Origin of the sequence: Amycolatopsis sp. cmx-11-32 (assembly GCF_047608695.1) — a bacterium.
Taxonomy (GTDB): domain Bacteria; phylum Actinomycetota; class Actinomycetes; order Mycobacteriales; family Pseudonocardiaceae; genus Amycolatopsis.
Window position 1 is genome coordinate 338,484 of record NZ_JADNQN010000002.1, and the last position, 16,941, is coordinate 355,424.

The 16,941-nt window shown below is 67.5% G+C and carries 17 protein-coding genes; 8 read left to right on the forward strand and 9 right to left on the reverse strand.

The window, feature by feature from the left end:
• Positions 1-34 precede the first annotated feature (34 nt).
• Positions 35-580 carry a hypothetical protein gene (locus ACM6LR_RS06320; protein WP_414943377.1) on the forward strand — a complete coding sequence of 182 codons (546 nt, stop codon included), beginning with the start codon at positions 35-37 and terminating at the stop codon, positions 578-580.
• Between the two features lie 66 nt (positions 581-646).
• Here ACM6LR_RS06320 and ACM6LR_RS06325 read toward each other — a convergent pair whose 3' ends face one another.
• Both ACM6LR_RS06325 and ACM6LR_RS06330 read right to left on the reverse strand, forming a co-directional pair.
• On the reverse strand, positions 647-1,114 hold the full coding sequence (locus ACM6LR_RS06325) for a DUF6328 family protein (RefSeq protein ID WP_414936891.1): 468 nt from the start codon (positions 1,112-1,114) through the stop codon (positions 647-649).
• The gene (locus ACM6LR_RS06330) at positions 1,059-2,021 is read right to left on the reverse strand and encodes a DMT family transporter (RefSeq protein WP_414936890.1); all 963 of its coding nucleotides are present in this window, start codon (positions 2,019-2,021) and stop codon (positions 1,059-1,061) included. Before ACM6LR_RS06330 ends, ACM6LR_RS06325 begins: the two co-directional genes overlap by 56 nt.
• Before the next feature lie 138 nt (positions 2,022-2,159).
• On the opposite strand from ACM6LR_RS06330, the gene ACM6LR_RS06335 reads away from it, so the two are divergent.
• Positions 2,160-2,711, forward strand: coding sequence for a superoxide dismutase (locus ACM6LR_RS06335; RefSeq protein WP_414936889.1), 552 nt, complete (start codon positions 2,160-2,162; stop codon positions 2,709-2,711).
• 88 nt (positions 2,712-2,799) lie between these two features.
• Here the strand turns inward: ACM6LR_RS06335 and ACM6LR_RS06340 are convergent, their stop codons facing one another.
• From ACM6LR_RS06340 to ACM6LR_RS06355, 4 genes are all read right to left on the reverse strand, one after another.
• On the reverse strand, positions 2,800-3,201 hold the full coding sequence (locus tag ACM6LR_RS06340; RefSeq protein WP_414936888.1) for a TIGR03667 family PPOX class F420-dependent oxidoreductase: 402 nt from the start codon (positions 3,199-3,201) through the stop codon (positions 2,800-2,802).
• Between the two features lie 43 nt (positions 3,202-3,244).
• Entirely contained in the window at positions 3,245-5,239 is a 1,995-nt protein-coding gene (locus ACM6LR_RS06345) for a DUF2339 domain-containing protein (protein ID WP_414943378.1), read from the reverse strand.
• 75 nt (positions 5,240-5,314) lie between these two features.
• Positions 5,315-6,082, reverse strand: coding sequence for a polyprenyl diphosphate synthase (gene uppS / locus ACM6LR_RS06350; protein WP_414936886.1), 768 nt, complete (start codon positions 6,080-6,082; stop codon positions 5,315-5,317).
• A gap of 193 nt (positions 6,083-6,275) precedes the next feature.
• Positions 6,276-6,851 carry a hypothetical protein gene (locus ACM6LR_RS06355; RefSeq protein ID WP_414936885.1) on the reverse strand — a complete coding sequence of 192 codons (576 nt, stop codon included), beginning with the start codon at positions 6,849-6,851 and terminating at the stop codon, positions 6,276-6,278.
• Between the two features lie 317 nt (positions 6,852-7,168).
• Here ACM6LR_RS06355 and dusB point away from each other — a divergent pair, with 317 nt between their 5' ends.
• The 6 genes from dusB (at position 7,169) to phoU (ending at position 13,630) form a co-directional block, all read left to right on the forward strand.
• Entirely contained in the window at positions 7,169-8,314 is a 1,146-nt protein-coding gene (dusB, locus tag ACM6LR_RS06360; RefSeq protein ID WP_414936884.1) for a tRNA dihydrouridine synthase DusB, read from the forward strand.
• Between the two features lie 27 nt (positions 8,315-8,341).
• A complete protein-coding gene (locus ACM6LR_RS06365; RefSeq protein WP_414936883.1) occupies positions 8,342-9,175 on the forward strand; it encodes an alpha/beta fold hydrolase in 834 nt (277 codons plus the stop codon).
• Positions 9,176-9,233: 58 nt separating this feature from the next.
• Positions 9,234-9,830: an isopentenyl-diphosphate Delta-isomerase gene (gene idi / locus ACM6LR_RS06370; RefSeq protein ID WP_414936882.1), complete on the forward strand. Its 597-nt coding sequence runs from the start codon at positions 9,234-9,236 to the stop codon at positions 9,828-9,830.
• 80 nt (positions 9,831-9,910) lie between these two features.
• Positions 9,911-10,612, forward strand: coding sequence for a GGDEF domain-containing protein (locus tag ACM6LR_RS06375; RefSeq protein WP_414937125.1), 702 nt, complete (start codon positions 9,911-9,913; stop codon positions 10,610-10,612).
• A gap of 853 nt (positions 10,613-11,465) precedes the next feature.
• Positions 11,466-12,875, forward strand: coding sequence for an LCP family protein (locus ACM6LR_RS06380; RefSeq protein ID WP_414937124.1), 1,410 nt, complete (start codon positions 11,466-11,468; stop codon positions 12,873-12,875).
• Positions 12,876-12,967: 92 nt separating this feature from the next.
• The gene (gene phoU, locus ACM6LR_RS06385) at positions 12,968-13,630 is read left to right on the forward strand and encodes a phosphate signaling complex protein PhoU (RefSeq protein ID WP_414936881.1); all 663 of its coding nucleotides are present in this window, start codon (positions 12,968-12,970) and stop codon (positions 13,628-13,630) included.
• Positions 13,631-14,168: 538 nt separating this feature from the next.
• Here phoU and pstB read toward each other — a convergent pair.
• From pstB to pstC, 3 genes are read right to left on the reverse strand one after another with little or no spacing between them, the layout of a single operon-like run.
• Positions 14,169-14,945 carry a phosphate ABC transporter ATP-binding protein PstB gene (gene pstB, locus ACM6LR_RS06390; protein ID WP_414936880.1) on the reverse strand — a complete coding sequence of 259 codons (777 nt, stop codon included), beginning with the start codon at positions 14,943-14,945 and terminating at the stop codon, positions 14,169-14,171.
• A 10-nt stretch (positions 14,946-14,955) separates the two neighbouring features.
• On the reverse strand, positions 14,956-15,873 hold the full coding sequence (gene pstA / locus ACM6LR_RS06395) for a phosphate ABC transporter permease PstA (protein WP_414936879.1): 918 nt from the start codon (positions 15,871-15,873) through the stop codon (positions 14,956-14,958).
• 2 nt (positions 15,874-15,875) lie between these two features.
• The gene (gene pstC, locus ACM6LR_RS06400) at positions 15,876-16,793 is read right to left on the reverse strand and encodes a phosphate ABC transporter permease subunit PstC (RefSeq protein WP_409496639.1); all 918 of its coding nucleotides are present in this window, start codon (positions 16,791-16,793) and stop codon (positions 15,876-15,878) included.
• Between the last annotated feature and the right edge of the window lie 148 nt (positions 16,794-16,941).

The window sequence follows — 16,941 nt, forward strand, 5'->3', positions numbered from 1 at the left end:
GATGAACACTTGCTCCGCTCGGTAGCTTCGTCCCATGGGGAACGTCAAACGCTGGCCCGTGCTCGCCGGGGTCGGCGTGGTGGTGGCCGCGGCCACCTGGTGGATCGTGGACGAGATGCCGACGGTGGACGACGCCGTCGCGCGGGAGGCACTGCCGCCGATCGACGAGCATCTGCGGGCGAACGGGTGGGCGGGCACGCTCACCGACTCCGGGCTCACGGAGGTCCGGTGGGTGTGTACACAGAAGGTGATCGAGACCCGGCCGGACGGCGACCGGGTCAAGATCGGCCTGGTCGCGAGCTGCGACGAGGTCGCGAAAGGACACGGCGGGCTCGTCACGGGCAGCGGATTCCGGCGGCAGCCGATGGTCTACCGCGTCGAACGCACGCGGGACGGCTACCGCGTGCTCGACCGGGAACTCGCGAAGGACGGCTCGGGCTACTCGCCTTCGGTCAAGGCGATGTTCTCGTGGGTCGGCGCCCGCCGGGTGATCGGCGGCGCGAGCCCGGACGGCCCGGAGACGGTGTCACCCGCCGCGTTCGGTCTGCCGCCAGGCACACCCGTCCGCGCCTGGCGTTGATGTCCTGGGCTGTCTCTCTCGAAGCATGCTTTCGCCCAACCTGCCAGCCCAGTTTGGGAGACCGCCCTAGTCGCTGTCTTCGCGGCTGATCCGCCGCGGCACGACGAACCACATGACCACGAACAGCACCGCTGTCACCACGCCGAGTATCGCCATCGCGATCGGGCCGAAGACGACCTTGGCGATGAGCGTGACGGTCGTGATGATCGCGGCCGCGAGGCAGCCGAGTCCGATGAGGACGGACCGGTTGCCGACGGTGAGGATCCGCTCACGGTTTCCGGTGCGGAACAACAACCTGTGCCACGCGGCGGGCGCCGTCAGCAACACCGTCGAGCAGACCGTGAGCAGAACCGCCACCAGGTGCACGGATTTCTCGAACCCGCTCGCCTCGTGGAACTCGTCGGTGAACACCACCGTCAGCAGGAACCCGAAGAGGATCTGGACACCGGCCTGTGCGACCCGGAGTTCCTGCAGGAGCTCATTGACGTTGCGGGTCAGGCGTTCGTTCTTCGTCTCTCCGGTGTGCTCGACCATGCGGCGACTCCAAGACCATCGGTTGACGCCTGACCTTTTCGTGCCAGCCGAGCGAGGTCACCGCGACGACCACGACGGCGAGACCCAGCCACTGCGTAACGGACAAATGCGCGTTCAGGAACGATACGCCAATAACGGCGGCCGTGACGGGAAAAGCCAGTTCCGCCAACGTCGCCCTGGCTGCCGGGGTCGACCGCAGGCCGAGGTAGTACAGGCTGAGCGCCAGCAAACCCGGTACCAGCGCGAGAAGTCCGAGCCCGAGCGCGTTGTCCCAGCCGACCGCGAATCCGCCGCCCTGGACCGCCACGATGCCGGCCGCGACCGGAAGCCCGACCGTGAAGCGCAGTGTGGTGACCTCTTTCGGCGCCAGTTCGGTGGAGAGCAACCGGCCGAGCACCGTGCCAGCCGCCCACAACGCGGCCGCACCGATCGCCAGCAGCGCCGCCTTCGCCGCGGCGAGCTGGATGTTCAGCGGATCCTTGAAAGCCAGCAGCCAGGCACCGAGCAAGGCGGGGATCGCGAAGAAGGCGTATCCAGGGCGGACTCTCTCCTTGAGGACGAAGTACGCGGCGAGGACGGCGAACACCGGCTGAAGCTTCTGCAGCACCAACGGCGTCACCGGATCACCCAGTTTGAAGGCGGCGGTGAACATCGCCGTCGCCAGCGCGGACGAGCCGCCGCCGATGGCGAGCACCGCCAGCCATTCCCGCGGACCGCACCGCCGCAGCGCACGGAAGGCGCCGGGGATGAGCGGGCTCAGCACGAGCACCACGAGCAGGTGCTCCCAGAAGACGACCGTGGCCGCCGGGAGCGCCTCGGCGAGCGGGAGCCGCAGAAGGCCGTCGGTGCCCCAGAGCGCCGCGGCGACCGCGACCAGCCAGGTGCGATCCGGAGGGGTGGTGTTCACTTGACCTGCCATCCATGCCCCGCCGCCGCCCTCGCGGGCGTTATGGCCGGCACTTATAGTTCCATTGGTTTGAAATTGCTACATCCGTTCGAGTGATGGTCCTGGCGGGTTCGACTTCGATCAGGCTAGGCAGAGGACATGCGCCCCGTCCCCGTACTCGCCCTCGTCCTGTCCACCGCCGCCCTGGCCCTCACCTCCGGCGCCGGGCCGGCCACCGCCTCCCCCGAGTCCCGAGTCCACGTCATCACCGCCAAGAGCGGTCTCACGAGCTACAAACCGGAACTGGTCCCGCCCGGTGCCCGCGCGCACGTCTTCGGGCTGACCTCGAAGGCCATCGGCACCTCGACCGCGGTCCTCGTGACCGGCCTGCTGCCCAACCGTGAATACGGCGCCCACGCGCACACGAAGCCGTGTGGTGCCACCGGGGATCTCGCCGGACCGCACTACCAGAACATCGAAGACCCGGTGAAGCCGTCGGTGGATCCGGCCTACGCCAACCCCCGCAACGAGATCTGGCTGGACCTCACCACCGACGCCACCGGCCGCGGCGCCGCGGTGTCCAAAGTGGACTGGACGTTCACCACGCGGCGGGCGAATTCGATCGTGATCCACGAACACCACACCCACACCGACCCCGGCCACGCCGGGACCGCGGGTGCGCGGCTGGCCTGTGTGACCGTCGGTTTCTAGGCCGTGTCCGGTGAGTCTGTTCGATGGGCTTCGAGGTCCAGTGACCACCTGGGCCCGAAGACCGCGAACATGACTTACCGGACACAGCCTAGAAGCCCCAAGTACGTTCCGGCCGGATCCTGATCCGGACGTTGTACTCCTTGTCGAACTTCGGGACGTCGTAGTCGATCGCCGGGTAGTGCTCTTCGTACTTGGCGAGAAAGCCCGGCTGCTCCGAGGCGAGACCGTCCGGCAGGATCTCGGCCTTGCCGCCGATCACCAGGACCGAGCCGCCGTACTCGTCAGTGTTGAAGTGAACGCTGACTTCGGGGTTCGCTTCGATGTGCCGGGTTTTGGCGGTGTCCGGCTGGCTGAAGAGGATGAAGTCCTCACCGTCGAGCACGAACCACACCGGGCGAGGAGAAGGCCTGCCCTTCGGGCTGATCGTGGTCAGCCAGGCGACCTTCTCCTTCGCGCGTTCGGCCAGGCGCGGGTCGGGTTGATAGCTCATGAACCGACCAACCACGACCCGCGGGCTTTTCTTCCGGTCTTGCTCAGCGAGACGCGACGAGCTTGGCGTAGCGCGTCCCCGCGCCGAGCAGGACCAGCCCGGCGAGGAGGAAGGCGGCGACCCTGGCAAGGCCGTCGAGCGCGGCGAGGTCGAACAGGACCAGCTTCAGCACCGCCGCGCCGACCAGCACCAGACCGATCACCCGCAGGCCGACCACCGAGATGCCGCGGATGAGCAGCACGAGGGCGGCGACCGTCCAGGACACCGTGATCACCACGTGCCCGACCAGGAAGCCCGAGCGGCCCGGGACGGCCAGCAGCGACGCGCACAGCACCAGCGCACCAGCGCCGTAGAGCGCGCAGACGCCGGCGAAGAGCCACGGCACCACGTTCTCCGACGCCGCCTTGAACAGCCCGAGCCGGTGCGCGACCCACGGAAGCGTGATCGAGACGGCCAGGATCGCGACGGCCACCAGCAAGGCGGCGGCGAGGTCGGCGTCCGGGCGGTTCCTGATCAGGAAGAAGAGCGTCGGCGGGACGTCGAAGGCCAGCGCGATGATGCCACCGATGACGGTGAAGCCCAGCCCGCCGAAGAACGCCACGTGCTTCTTCGTCCACAACGCGACCAAGGCCAGCAGGACTCCTTCGCCGATCAGGATCGCCGAGCGGGCGCTGCCGTCGAAGAGGGTCATCGTCGTCTGAAGGGCCGCGAGGAGACCGGCGGCACCCGCGAGGTCACCCGTCCAGCCGTTGAGCCAGTGACCGGCCGTCCACACGCCGAGCAGTACCAGCGCGACCGCCGCGGTGACGAGCACGGCCTGCGTCTTCGGCAGGAACAGCGCGGCGAGCAACGACGGCGCCGGTGCGACGGCGAGCAGCGCGAGGGCGGCGGCGTCACCGGGACGCTTGACGGTGACGATCAGGGCGAGCGTGACTCCGACGGCACCCGCGGCCAGCGCGGCGGCGGTGTTGGCGGTGCTGCCGCCGAGACCGGTGAACGCCGTGCTGAAGACCGACGCGATCAGCGGCGGAATCCCCGCGGCGACCGCGACCGACGGCCACGACTGGCGCAACTGCACCGGCGTCGACGCGACCTGGACCACCAGCAGGAACGCGACCAGTTCGGGCGTGAACCCCTGGGTGATCAGCGGTGCGCAGACCACACAGCCGAGCACGACGGCCGTCGCGAGCAGCGAAGACTTCCACCGTACGGCCAGCAGCAACCCGCCGACCGCGATCACGAGCCCGATCGCGAGACCGGCGTAGGCCGGGAGGTACTCGTACATCGTCGTCGCGGCGATGGCGTCGAGGTACAGCGTGCCGATACCCGTCGCGGCGAGCGCGAACGCACCCGTACGGCCCGCCGGGGTGCGGTGCAGGCGCAGGCCGATCCCGGCCAGCGTCAGGCCGAGGACGGCGCCGCCGATCACCCGCGGCAACGGGCCGAACCAGCCGCGCTGGATGGCGAGCACGAGGAACAGCACGATGCCGAGGAGCGTGACCGCCCCGCCGACCCAGGCCAGCAGCCTGCTGCCGGCGCCCTCCTTGCCCAGCTTCTCGGCCAGCGACACCTTCGGGACAGGCTGGTACGGGCGATAGGGCTGGTACGGCTGCTGCGGCGGGCGGGGGTGCTGGGCTGCCTGGTGGCGGTACTGCTGCTGTTGCCACTGCGCGTACTGAGCCTGCTGGTACTGCTGCTGGTACTGGGCGTGCTGCGGGTGGGGGAAGTGGTGGGGGTACGGCTGCTGCGGGACCTGCGGCTGTGGCTGTTGCGGGTGAGGCTGCTGGGCCTGGGGCTGCTGGGCCTGGGGCTGCTGGGCCTGGGGCTGCTGCGGGTGAGGCTGCTCGGCCTGCGGCTGTTGCGGGGCGGCAGGCTGCTCTTGAGTTGCCTGCTCAGGCACCTCTTCGCGCGTCGGCTCCGCTTCGGCCTGGACGGTCCGCAGCTCCGTACCGACCCGCGCGAGGCGGGCCCCAAGGTCGTCGATCTCCCCGGCGAGCCTGAGGAGCACATCCCCATCGGTGGTCATGGCGAACAGCATGGATCCTGGAGGCCGCCCATGGATCCGTAGCACTACTCAATCGTGATGACGATGTGGTCGCGACCTGCAAGATCATCACGATGGGATAGCCTTTCGCGCCCAGACGCGGAGCGCCCGCAGAAGGTCCAGATAGCGGAAACCCGGCCAGTTGACGTCGCAGAAGTACAGCTGCGCCCCCTTCGCCTGCCAGAGGAGGAATCCGGAAAGGCGGACCTCACCGCTGGTCCGGATGATCAAGTCCGGCTCCGGGCTGCCCGCCGTGTAGAGATGGGCGGAAAGCGAGTCCACGGATACGGCTTCCGCGATCTCCAAGAGAGACTTGCCGTCCACCGCCCCTACGAGCACGAGGTCACGTACGGCGTCGACGATCTCCTCGCGACTTCCGTAACCGATGGCGAGGGTCAGCTCAGGCCCCGTCGCGCCACGAGTGTCCTCTTCGGCCTGCTTCAACACTTCGGCCGTGGACGACGGCAGCATGTCCAGGCGTCCCATCGTTGCGATCCGCCAGTTCGCACCCGGCGCGGTCAGCCGCTCGCGGACGACGTCCTCGATCACCTGCATCAGGAAGGTCATCTCCGGTGACGCGCGCTTCGTCAGGTTGTCGACCGAGGCCAGGTACACCGTCACGTGCCCGATGCCGAGGCCTTCGCACCACGCCATCAGCCGGGCGATGTGCTGGGCACCGTGACGATGGCCTTCGCGGACGTCTTCGAAGCCCATCTGGCGGGCCCAGCGGCGGTTGCCGTCGATGATCACGCCGACATGCCGCGGTAGGGGGCCGCGGAGAAGGCGGGCGCGAAGTCGTCGCGCGTAGAGGTCGTCAATCCTGGTGCGGACGCTCATGGAAGCTAAGCTACCGAAATCGCTGTTCGCACGTGAGCGGTCAAGTGTGAACATATGCGCTCATGAGCTACCCTTGACGTGTTGCCCGAGCAGTTTCCGGGTGATGCAGAGTGTGGCGCCGCGGGCGTCGCACGAGTCGCGAGGCCAGGTGCACCCGGGGAATACCGGGACCCTGGCCTTACGCATACCAAGGTCAAGGATGGGTGTCGACCTGAAGCTCGATCGCGCATCGGGCGAGTCGATCGGCGAACTCAGGCATTCCTTGCCGTCGGGCGCGGATGGCACCGGCGACGATGTCCGAAATCCATAGCAGCGGCTCATCGACGCCGCGAGCATGCCGAATGCGGAACTCGGCGCCTTGGGGCAACGAAAAGCGGCTCTGCTGAATGGTGCGCACGTCTCGGGCATCGAGCTGGACGGTGCGACCTTCGGCGACCAAATGGCTGACGCCGAGCGCATGCAGTTCCAACACCAGACGCTGCATGCACAAGGAACGGCCACGTTCCTGCCCACGGGCGGGTACCGGGGCGCCGACCGTTACCAGGTGCAGCTCCTCGAAGTCGGCGACACGCTTGACGACCGCGTGCTTCTGATCGCCGGTCAGCACATTCCAGTGCAGTTTCCCAGTACGTTCCGACCTCAGACCGAGCATGACCTCGCGCAACTCGGCGTGGCGGTCGACAGGCAATACCGCTGCGGCGAGCACATAAAAGCCCCCACCGTCGTCCTCTTTGAACGACTCGTCGGCAAAGGCCTGCGACACGGACATCCGACAAGCCTAGGCAGCACGTCCTACCGCCATAGGTACGGTTCGTACCCGCTGCGCAACAAGTTCCTTCCCGAACCCCGTCGGGTGATATGGGCGAGCGCGCTCGATGACTGTGTGGATTTCGGGACGTCAGATGTCCCAAAATCCACACAGTCACAACCAAAACCCCTCGGTTGGACTCAATGAAGACCTATCAAGGAACGGCGCTACAAGACGGGCGGGTTCTGGTTCGTCAAAACTCCGAAGCGCGGGATCTGGCCGTCGAACTGAACCTCGACTTCGATCCCACCTGCGAGTGACAGACACCACAGGCGACAATGGGGGGCGTGACAGCCACCCTGAGCAAGCCCAGCCTGAAGATCGGCCCCTACGAGGTCGATCCCCCGGTCGTGCTCGCTCCCATGGCAGGCATCACCAACGTCGCGTTCCGGCAGTTGTGCCAGGAGTACGGCGCGGGCATCTACGTCTGCGAAATGATCACCGCCCGCGCGGTGGTCGAACGCCACCCCGGCACCATGCACATGATGACCTTCGGCGAGAACGAAAAGCCCAGGTCCATGCAGCTTTACGGCGTCGACCCCAAGACGATGGCCGAAGCCGTCCGCATCATCACCGGCGAGGGTCTCGCCGACCACATCGACAGCAACTTCGGCTGCCCGGTGGCGAAGGTGACGCGCAAGGGTGGCGGCGCGGCGTTGCCGTTCAAGCGCAAGTTGTTCGCCGACATCGTGCGCGAGTCGGCGAAGGCGGCGGCCGAGGCGGACGTGCCGTTCACGGTCAAGTTCCGCGTGGGCATCGACGACGACCACCTGACCTACCTCGACGCCGGGCGCATCGCCGAGGCCGAGGGCGCGGCGGCGGTCAGCCTGCACGCGCGCACCGCCGCGCAGCGCTACTCCGGCCAGGCCGACTGGACGAAGATCGCGTCGCTCAAAGAGGCCGTCACCGGCATCCCGGTCCTCGGCAACGGCGACATCTTCTCCGCCGAGGACGCGCTCCGCATGGTCGACGAGACCGGCTGCGACGGCGTCGTGGTCGGGCGTGGCTGCCTGGGCAGGCCGTGGCTGTTCGGCGAGCTGGAAGCCGCCTTCGCCGGGCGCGCGCAGCCCACCCCGCCGAATCTCGGCGAAGTCGCGAAGGTGTTGCGCCGCCACACGGAACTGCTCGTCGAACACGACGGTCATGACAAGGCCATGCGAGACATTCGCAAGCACATGGCTTGGTACTTCATGGGTTTCCCGGTCGGTTCCGAGCTGCGTCGCGGCTTCGCGATGCTCTCCAGCATGGACCAGCTCGACGACCTCATCGCCCAGCTCGACCACGAAGCCCCGTTCCCCAGCGCCGCCACCGGCCCGCGTGGGCGGCAGGGTTCGCCGGGCAAGGTCACGTTGCCGCACGGCTGGCTCGACGATCCGGACGACGACTGTGTCCCCGAGGCCGAGGACATGCACTCGGGCGGCTGACAGCCCGGTCCCCGTAAAGTCGGCGTCGTGATCGACCAGCTGACCATCCCCACCGACGCCGGAACCTTCGACGCCATCGCCGCGGGCCCCGAAGACGGCCGCCCCGTCCTGCTGCTGCACGGGTTTCCCGAGGCCGCGGTGGAATGGGAGCACCAGGTCGCGACGCTCGGCGTGCTCGGCTATCGCGCGGTGGCACCGGATCAGCGCGGTTACTCCCCGGGCGTCCGGCCGGAACAGGCTTCCGAGTACAGCATCGACTACCTCGTCGGCGACGTCATCGCGATCGCGGATCGCTTGGGGTGGAACGAATTCGACCTCGTCGGACATGACTGGGGCGGCGCGGTCGCGTGGTGGGCCGCCGACGCGCATCCCGCCAGGCTCCGCAGTCTCGCCGTCATTTCGACCCCGCATCCGGCGGCGCTCGCGGAGGCCATGAAGACCGACGAGGACCAGCATCTCCGTTCGGGATACCTGACCGAATGGCGGCAGACCCGCGTCACCGAACGGCGGATGCTCGAGAACAACGCCGACGCGCTGCGCCGCATCTTCGACTGGAAGGTGCCGCCGAGCAAGGTCGACGAGTACGTCCAGCGTCTGTCCGAACCGGGCGCGCTGACAGCGGCGCTCAACTGGTACCGCGCCGGCCGTCCAGGCGGGAAGATCGGGCCGATCGAGGTTCCGACGCTCTACATCTGGAGCACGGAGGACGCCGCCTTCGGGTCGACGGCCGCGCTCGACACCGCGAACCGCGTCACCGGCCCGTACCGCTTCGAGATGATCGAGGACGCCTCCCACTGGGTGGTGGAAGAGGCGCCCGAGGCCGTCACTTCTTTGCTAGTGGAGCACCTTTCGTCCCACTAACAGGGGTAACTCTGGTCGCGGTACCGGTTACAGCGAGCCTGCTGGTTCAGTGGGTCCGGTGAACAACACGACCGAGCTGGACACCGAACGCATCGTCTACGTGACCGAGGACGGCGAGCCGACCGGCGAAACCGCGCCCAAACTGGCCGCCCACCACGAGAACACCCGGCTGCACCTGGCGTTCTCCTGCTATCTGTTGCGCAGCAGCGATCAAGCCCTGCTGATCAGTAGCCGCGCCGCGACGAAGAAGGTTTGGCCCCGGGTCTGGACCAACAGTGTCTGCGGGCACCCCGCACCGGGTGAACCGATCGAGGAGGCCGTCCGGCGCCGCGCCGCCTTCGAGCTCGGGCTGCCCCGGCTGGCCGGGCTCCGTTGTGTCCTTCCGGCGTACCGCTACCGGACGCCGTCGTTCGAAGGCGTGGTCGAGAACGAGTTCTGCCCGGTCTTCGTCGCCTGGGTCGACGACGATCCGGAACCGCATCCGGACGAAGTCGGTGACTGGCGCTGGGTGAGCTGGAATGATTACGCACTGTTGCTGAACGACGATGTGACCAACGTGAGTTACTGGGCGAAAGATCAATTCTCGCAGCTCAAAGACTTAGAGCCGTTTTCGGCCTTACAGAACGGTACTTCGATGCGTGACAATGGCGTCTAGCCGTCGTCCACTTGAGCGATATTCGCTTCGAACCGTACCGATACCTCAAGACCTGCCTCCTGTACGACGAAAACCAAGTCGTGGCGGAGGTGAGCGTGGCAGCCGACGACGAGGCCGCGCTCCCACCGGGCGTGCCGGGTACCGACCTGCTCAGCCTCCACGAATCGATCGCCGGGGTACTCGCCACCCAGGGTGACTGGCGTCGCGCCTACCACCATCTCAAATCCGCCTTCGACCTCGCCCGCGCCGGCAGCCTGCGGGACACGCTGACGTCCAGCTACAACCGCCGCTACCTCGACCAATGGCTGCACGGCCCGGCCGTCGAACACCGCGGCCCGCCCGGGATCGCGATCGCGCTGGTCGACCTCGACCTGTTCAAAGCGGTCAACGACACTTTCGGCCATCTGGTCGGCGATCGGGTGCTGCGCGAGGTGGCCGACCTGCTGCAACAAGGACTTCCGCCCGAAGCGTTCTGTGCCCGCTACGGCGGCGAGGAGTTCGCGCTCGTCATCCCTGCCGTCGACGCCGCCCGGGCGGTGCGCATCGCCGACACCGCGCGCATCCGGGTGGCCCGCCACCCGTGGCGGCGGATCCGGCCGGGACTCTCGGTGACGATCAGCGTGGGACTCGCGCACGAGAGCCGCGCGGAGCCGGATCGCGCGGCGGAACCGGAACGGCAGTTGCGCCGCGCCGACGCTTTGTTGTATATAGCGAAACGGGCCGGTCGGAACAAAGTGGCCTATCGGGACAAGGAAACGTCGCGGACAATTCCTCGTCGATGAACTCCGTGGACGCCACGGACGCTTAGCCACTCACTCGGTGATCGTCGCACTCTGCGTAACAGTTTCATACGTTTTAACACACCTTTAACCCGGACCGCTCACCCGATCGCATGGACCGTTCGGCGCTTGTCGGTACCTTGGGTGAAGAAAATTCCGGGATGGTGGTCGTCACGAACCCGAGGTGTCCGTACGATAACGAAAGAGCCTCGACCGAGTCGTGAAAGGAGACCGAGTGCCCGACGAGCACCACAACCCGGGGACCGGTCGCCACAGCCACGCGGACAAGAGCGTCGGCGAGCGCGGTCGCGGGAGCCGTCGCCGGTCGATGGACACCCACGGCGGGATCAGCGTTTCCGACGTCGTCGCACGTCACACCGGTGAACGTCCGATTTTCGACCCCGCCGCCGAGACACCCGCTCCGCGCCGCCTCCGGCAGGACGAGCCGACGCCGGAGCCTTCGAGGCCCGAGCCTTCGAGACCCTCACACGCGGCGCGGGCGGAAGCGCCCGCACCCCGTCGTCTCCGCCCGGCCGAAAACCCGCCGCCCGCGTCCCGTGCGGCCAAGCCCGCCACATCACCGGCGCCGCCCCGGGACCCGCGGCCCACCGAGCCCCCGCGTCCGCCTCGGGCGCGCCAGCCGCGCCGCGCCGCGCAGGCCGCGCCCAGCCCTGAAGCGCCGACGCAGCGCCGTCCGCCGGTGGTGAATCCGGGCGCGCAGCAGCAGCCCGCGGTGCCGGCACCGCCGCGACGTCCTCGCCGTCCGGTGCAGCGACCGGCCCAGCAGCCGCCGGCGACGGCGCCGGCGCCGTCGGCTTCCCCGCAGCTGTCACCAGGCGTTCCGCCGCGGTCCGAGCTGGACCGGCTCACCATGACCGACGAACTCGAGGCGATCGACGACGCGACGATCACCAAGCGCAAGATCGACCACACGCTCGCCCGGTTCTCCGCCGCGCACGACGAACTCGAAGCCGAAGAGGCCAAGAAGCGCGAGCGCCGTGAACGGCTCGCCGCCCGTCCCGCCGCACTGCTGGAGCAGACCCGCACGGCACTGCAGCGGGTGGTCACGACCAACGACGCCGATCCCGCCGAAGCCACGGCCGCCGAGCAGTCGTCGCCGCAGACCCGCCTGCAGGAGAAGAAGGAACGCAAGACCAGGCAGTCGGCCAAGGCCGGCCGGATCGCCGCCGCCGTGGTCGCCGCGCTCGTGTTCCTCTCTCTCGGCTCCGCGTGGGGCGCGCAGACCTGGTTCGACGCGAAGTTCAACACCGTCGCCTCACTCGACGAGGACTCGGCCGACATCCAGGACGCCGCGGGCCAGACCGGCGACGAGAACTTCCTGATGGTCGGTTCCGACTCCCGTGACGGCGCTGCCGTCGAAGACGGCGTCGGCGACACAGAGGGCACTCCGGGTGCCCGCTCGGACACGGTCATGATCGCGCACGTCCCTGCCGACCGACAGCGCGTCGTGATGGTGTCCTTCCCGCGCGACCTCGAGATCAACCGTCCCGAGTGCAAGCGCTGGGACCCGGCGACGTCTTCGTACTCCGAAGAGACGTCGCCGGCGAAGAAGATCGCGAAGCTGAACACCGCCTACGCGGTCGGTGGCCCGCAGTGCGTCACGAAGGTCATCCAGCAGATCACCGGCATGAAGATGAACCACTTCGTCGGCATCGACTTCAACGGCTTCAAATCCATGGTCGACGCCGTGCAGGGTGTCACCGTGTACAACGAGAAGCCCGTCGACGACACCACTCTCGGCATGGTCATCCCGCAGGCCGGCGAGGTCCGGATCTCCGGCGACCAGGCGCTGAACTACGTCCGGGCGCGGCACGTCAAGGGCGACCCGACGTCGGACTACGGCCGGATCAAGCGGCAGCAGGCCTTCCTCGGCGCGCTATTGAAGACGGTGATGTCCAAGGACGTCATCCTGGACACCGGCAAGCTGAGCGGCTTCATCGACGCGTTCGCGAAGGCCACCTTCGGCGAGAACCTCGGCATCAAGCAGATGATGACGCTGGCGAAGTCGATGCGCGGGATGGACTCGGGCAAGGTCAAGTTCCTCACTGTGCCCACCACCGAAGAGGCGAACAACCGCGGCAACGAGGTGCTGTTGCAGAGCAAGTCGAAGGTCCTCTTCGACGCGCTGATCAACAACACGCCGCTGGAAGAGAAGGCCTCGAAACCACCGCCGAACAGCACCGCGTCCGCTCCGACGAGCTCCGCCAAGTCCAGCACCTCCAGGAGGAGCAGCAGCTCAGGCTGATGATCCGTGGAAGGATCATTCGTTAGTCCGGGTTCATGTCAGGTTCACTCTGGGATGCGGCTTTTGGCCCCTGTTCCCCGTAGGGTTGGGCCATGCGTGAGGCTTACCATGTCGAACTCGAACAGCTCGCCGAGAACCTAGCGAGCATGTCGCTCCAGGTCGCCGACGCGATGGAGCGGGCGACCCGGGCGTTGCTCGAGGTCGATCTCGGACTCGCCGAGCAGGTGATCAGCGACGACGCGAAGGTCGACGACGCGCGCGCCGAATGCGAGGAGCAGGCGTACGCGCTGCTGGCCCTGCAGGCACCCGTCGCGACCGACCTGCGGACCGTCCTCGCCGCGATCCACGCGGCGGAGAGCCTGGAACGGATGGGCGATCTGGCCCTGCACGTGGCGAAGGCCGCGCGGCGACGTCACCCCGAACCGGTCCTCCCCGACGCCGTGCGGGGCGACTTCGCCAAGATGGGCGAGGTGGCCGTCAAGCTGGCCAGGCAGGCCGAGCAGGTCATCAAGTCCAAGGACGTCGAGGCCGCCCGCACGATCGAGTCGGACGACGACGAGGTCGACGAGATCCACAAGCACCTGTTCACGGTCATCATGGACCGGAACTGGGACCACGGCGTCGCCGCGGCGGTGGACGTCACCCTGCTGGGCCGCTTCTACGAGCGCTTCGCCGACCACGCCGTCTCGGTCGCGCGCCGGATGATCTTCGTGGTGACCGGCAAGATGCCCGGCTACGGCCCCGACGAGCTGTAGGAGCTGAAGGGGACTTTCCCCGCATAAGACGTGACGAAGGGGCCCTTCACCGCATGTGACGCGGTGAAGGGCCCCTTCGTCACGTCGGCAGCCCGGGGCGCGTGAGGCGCCGGTGGTCGTGAGTGGCGATTCGGATCAGGGCCGAGGGTGGATTCTGGCTTCGGCTGGTCGCAGATCCGGTCCGTGAAGGCCCCTTCACTGCCTAGCGCAAGCGGGCCTTCAGGTACTTGAAACGTGAGCGAACGCCGAGTTCTCTTCGCTGAGCTGGGGGAAGGGGCCTTCACGTGCCCTTGATGGTGCTAGTGGTGCTGTCGGGAAGTCCCGGAGCAGGTGAGGGGAACTTCAAGGGACCCAGAGTCCCTCAAGGTGGCCTTCACGGACCACTGGTCAGGCGGCCAAGGGGTAGTGAAGGCCTCCCTCCTACGCTCAAGGTAGGGAAGGAGGCCTTCACTGGCTCTCTGGTCGCCACGCCCTTCCCAGGGGCTCGTGTACTCCAGATGACCAGGGCGCCGGTACCGAGTGGGTCCAGGTGGCCGACTCAGCCGAACCGGCCCGAGATGTAGTCCTCGGTCGCCTTCTCGTCCGGGTTCGAGAAGATCTTTTCGGTGTCGTTCAGCTCCACCAGGCGACCCGGCTGGCCGACGCCCGCCAGGTTGAAGAACGCGGTCTGGTCCGAGACCCGCGCCGCCTGCTGCATGTTGTGCGTCACGATGACGATCGTGTACTCCTTCTTGAGCTCACCGATCAGGTCCTCGATGGCGAGGGTCGAGATCGGGTCGAGCGCGGAGCACGGTTCGTCCATCAGCAGCACGTCCGGCCGCACGGCGATCGCCCGCGCGATGCAGAGCCGCTGCTGCTGACCACCGGAGAGGCTGCCGCCCGGCTTGTTCAGCCGGTCCTTGACCTCGTTCCACAGGTTCGCGCCGCGCAGCGCGCGCTCGGCGACCTCGTCGAGTTCCTTCCTGCCCTTGGTGCCGCCCAGCCGCAGGCCCGCCACGACGTTGTCGCGGATGGACATCGTCGGAAACGGGTTGGGCCGCTGGAAGACCATGCCGATCGTGCGGCGGACCTGCACCGGGTCGACCCCGGCGCCGTAGATGTCCTCGCCGTCGAGCAGCACCTCACCCTCGACGCGGGCGCCGGGGATGACCTCGTGCATACGGTTCAGCGTGCGCAGCACCGTCGACTTGCCGCAGCCCGAGGGGCCGATGAACGCGGTGACGTTCCGCGGCGGCACCGAGAGGGTGACGCCGTCCACGGCGTGGAATTTGCCGTAGTAGATGTCCACGTCTTTGACGTCGATTCGTTTGGCCATCTCAAACAGCTCACTTCTTCTTCGGGGCGACAAGACGGGCAAAGAGCATGGCGAGGAGGTTCACGACCGCGATGATCAGCACCAGGGTGAGCGCGGCACCCCAGATCCGGTCGAACGCGACGGTACCTTCGTCGAACGGGTTGCTGACCCGTTCGTTGTTCATCAGAAGCGGCAGAGCGGCCTGCTCGCCGCCGAAGATGTCCCAGTTCACGTAGGCGGAGTAGCCCACGAGGACCAACAGCGGCGCGGTCTCACCCATGACCCTGGCGAGCGCCATCATGATGCCGCCGATGATGCCGGACAGCGCGGTCGGCAGGACGATCTTCATGATCGTCTTCCACTTCGGCACGCCGAGCGCGTAGGAGGCCTCGCGCAGGTCGTCCGGGACGATCCGCAGCATCTCCTCCGAGGAGCGCACGACCACCGGGATCATCAGCAGCACCAGGGCGAGCGACACCGCGAAACCACTGCGCGGCAGGCCGAGGGTCGTGATCCACAGCGCGTAGATGAACAGTGCCGCGACGATCGACGGGACACCGGAAAGGATGTCCACCATGAACGTCGTGATCTTCGCGAGCTTGCCGCGGCCGTACTCGACCAGGTAGATCGCGACCAGCATGCCGATCGGGACCGCGATGATCGCGCAGACCAGGCCCTGCAGCACCGAACCGATGACCGCGTGCAGCACGCCGCCGCCGACCTCGTCCGACAGTACCGAGCCGAAGTCCTCGGTCCACCAGTTGCTGAAGGGGAGCCGCTTGACGCCGTTGATGACCACCGTGGCGAGCAGCCACACCAGCGGCACGACGGCGATCAGGAAGGACAGCCAGATCAGGACCGTCGCGAGGCCGTTCTTGGTCTTCCTCGCGAGGCTGACCTGCTGGAAGGCGGGGGTGATGGCGGGGGTCTTCTCGAGCGTGGTGGACATGCTCAGTCCCCCTTCTTGGCGATGATGGACCGCGCGGCGAAGTTGACGATGAACGTCAGCAGGAACAGCACCAGGCCCGCCGCGATGTACGCGCCAGCCGAGATCTCGTTGTTGAGCTCCGCGTAGTCCGCCGCGATCTTCGAGGCGAACGTGGCGCCGCCGTCGAAGAGGCTGAAGGTGAACTCGCGGCCCACGGCGCCGGTCAGGATGATCGCGAGCGCGATCGTCTCGCCGAGCGCGCGGCCGAGGCCGAGCATCGAAGCGCCGATGTAGCCGGCCTTGCCGAACGGCAGGACCGTGGTGCGGATGACCTCCCAGCGGGTGGCGCCCAGCGCCAGCGCGCCTTCGATGTGCGGGGTCGGGGTCCGCTCGAACACCTCACGCGACAGCGAGGTGATGATCGGCAGGATCATCACGGCGAGCACGATGCCCGCGGTGAAGATCGTGCCGCGCATGTCCGGCGAGACGTTGCCCGCCGCGAAGATCGGGATCCACGAGAAGGTGTCGTTGACCCATTGGGAGAAGGGCTCGATCGTCGGCGCGAAGACCATCAGGCCCCACAGGCCGTAGATGATCGAGGGGACCGCGGCGAGCAGGTCGATCACGTAGGCGAAAGACCGCGCGAGCCGCTTCGGCGCGTACTGCGTCAGGAAGAGGGCGATTCCGAGCGAAATCGGCATCGCGATGATCAGCGCCAGCAACGCGCTGTAGACGGTGACCAGCAGCAGGCCCATGATGCCGAACTTCATGTCGTTCGGTTCGGTCTGCCAGGTCTGGCTGGTCAGGAAGTTCACGTTGTCGGCCTGGAGCGCCGGGATGGCCTGCACCAGCAGGAACAGCCCGATCAGGCCGATCAGCGAGACGACGAAGACGCCGGCTCCGGTGGTCAGGAACTGGAAGATGCGGTCACCGGGTCGCACCGTCCTGGAATTGGGGCTCGCGAGTTGCACCGAGGACTTCTCGGGCGGTGACGCGGCAGGTTGCTCCGAAATCGGGTCCTCCGTGAAGGTCTCGCGGACGCCAGAACGCCCACCGGGGTCGCCGGTGGGCGTTCTGGGCGAAGACGAA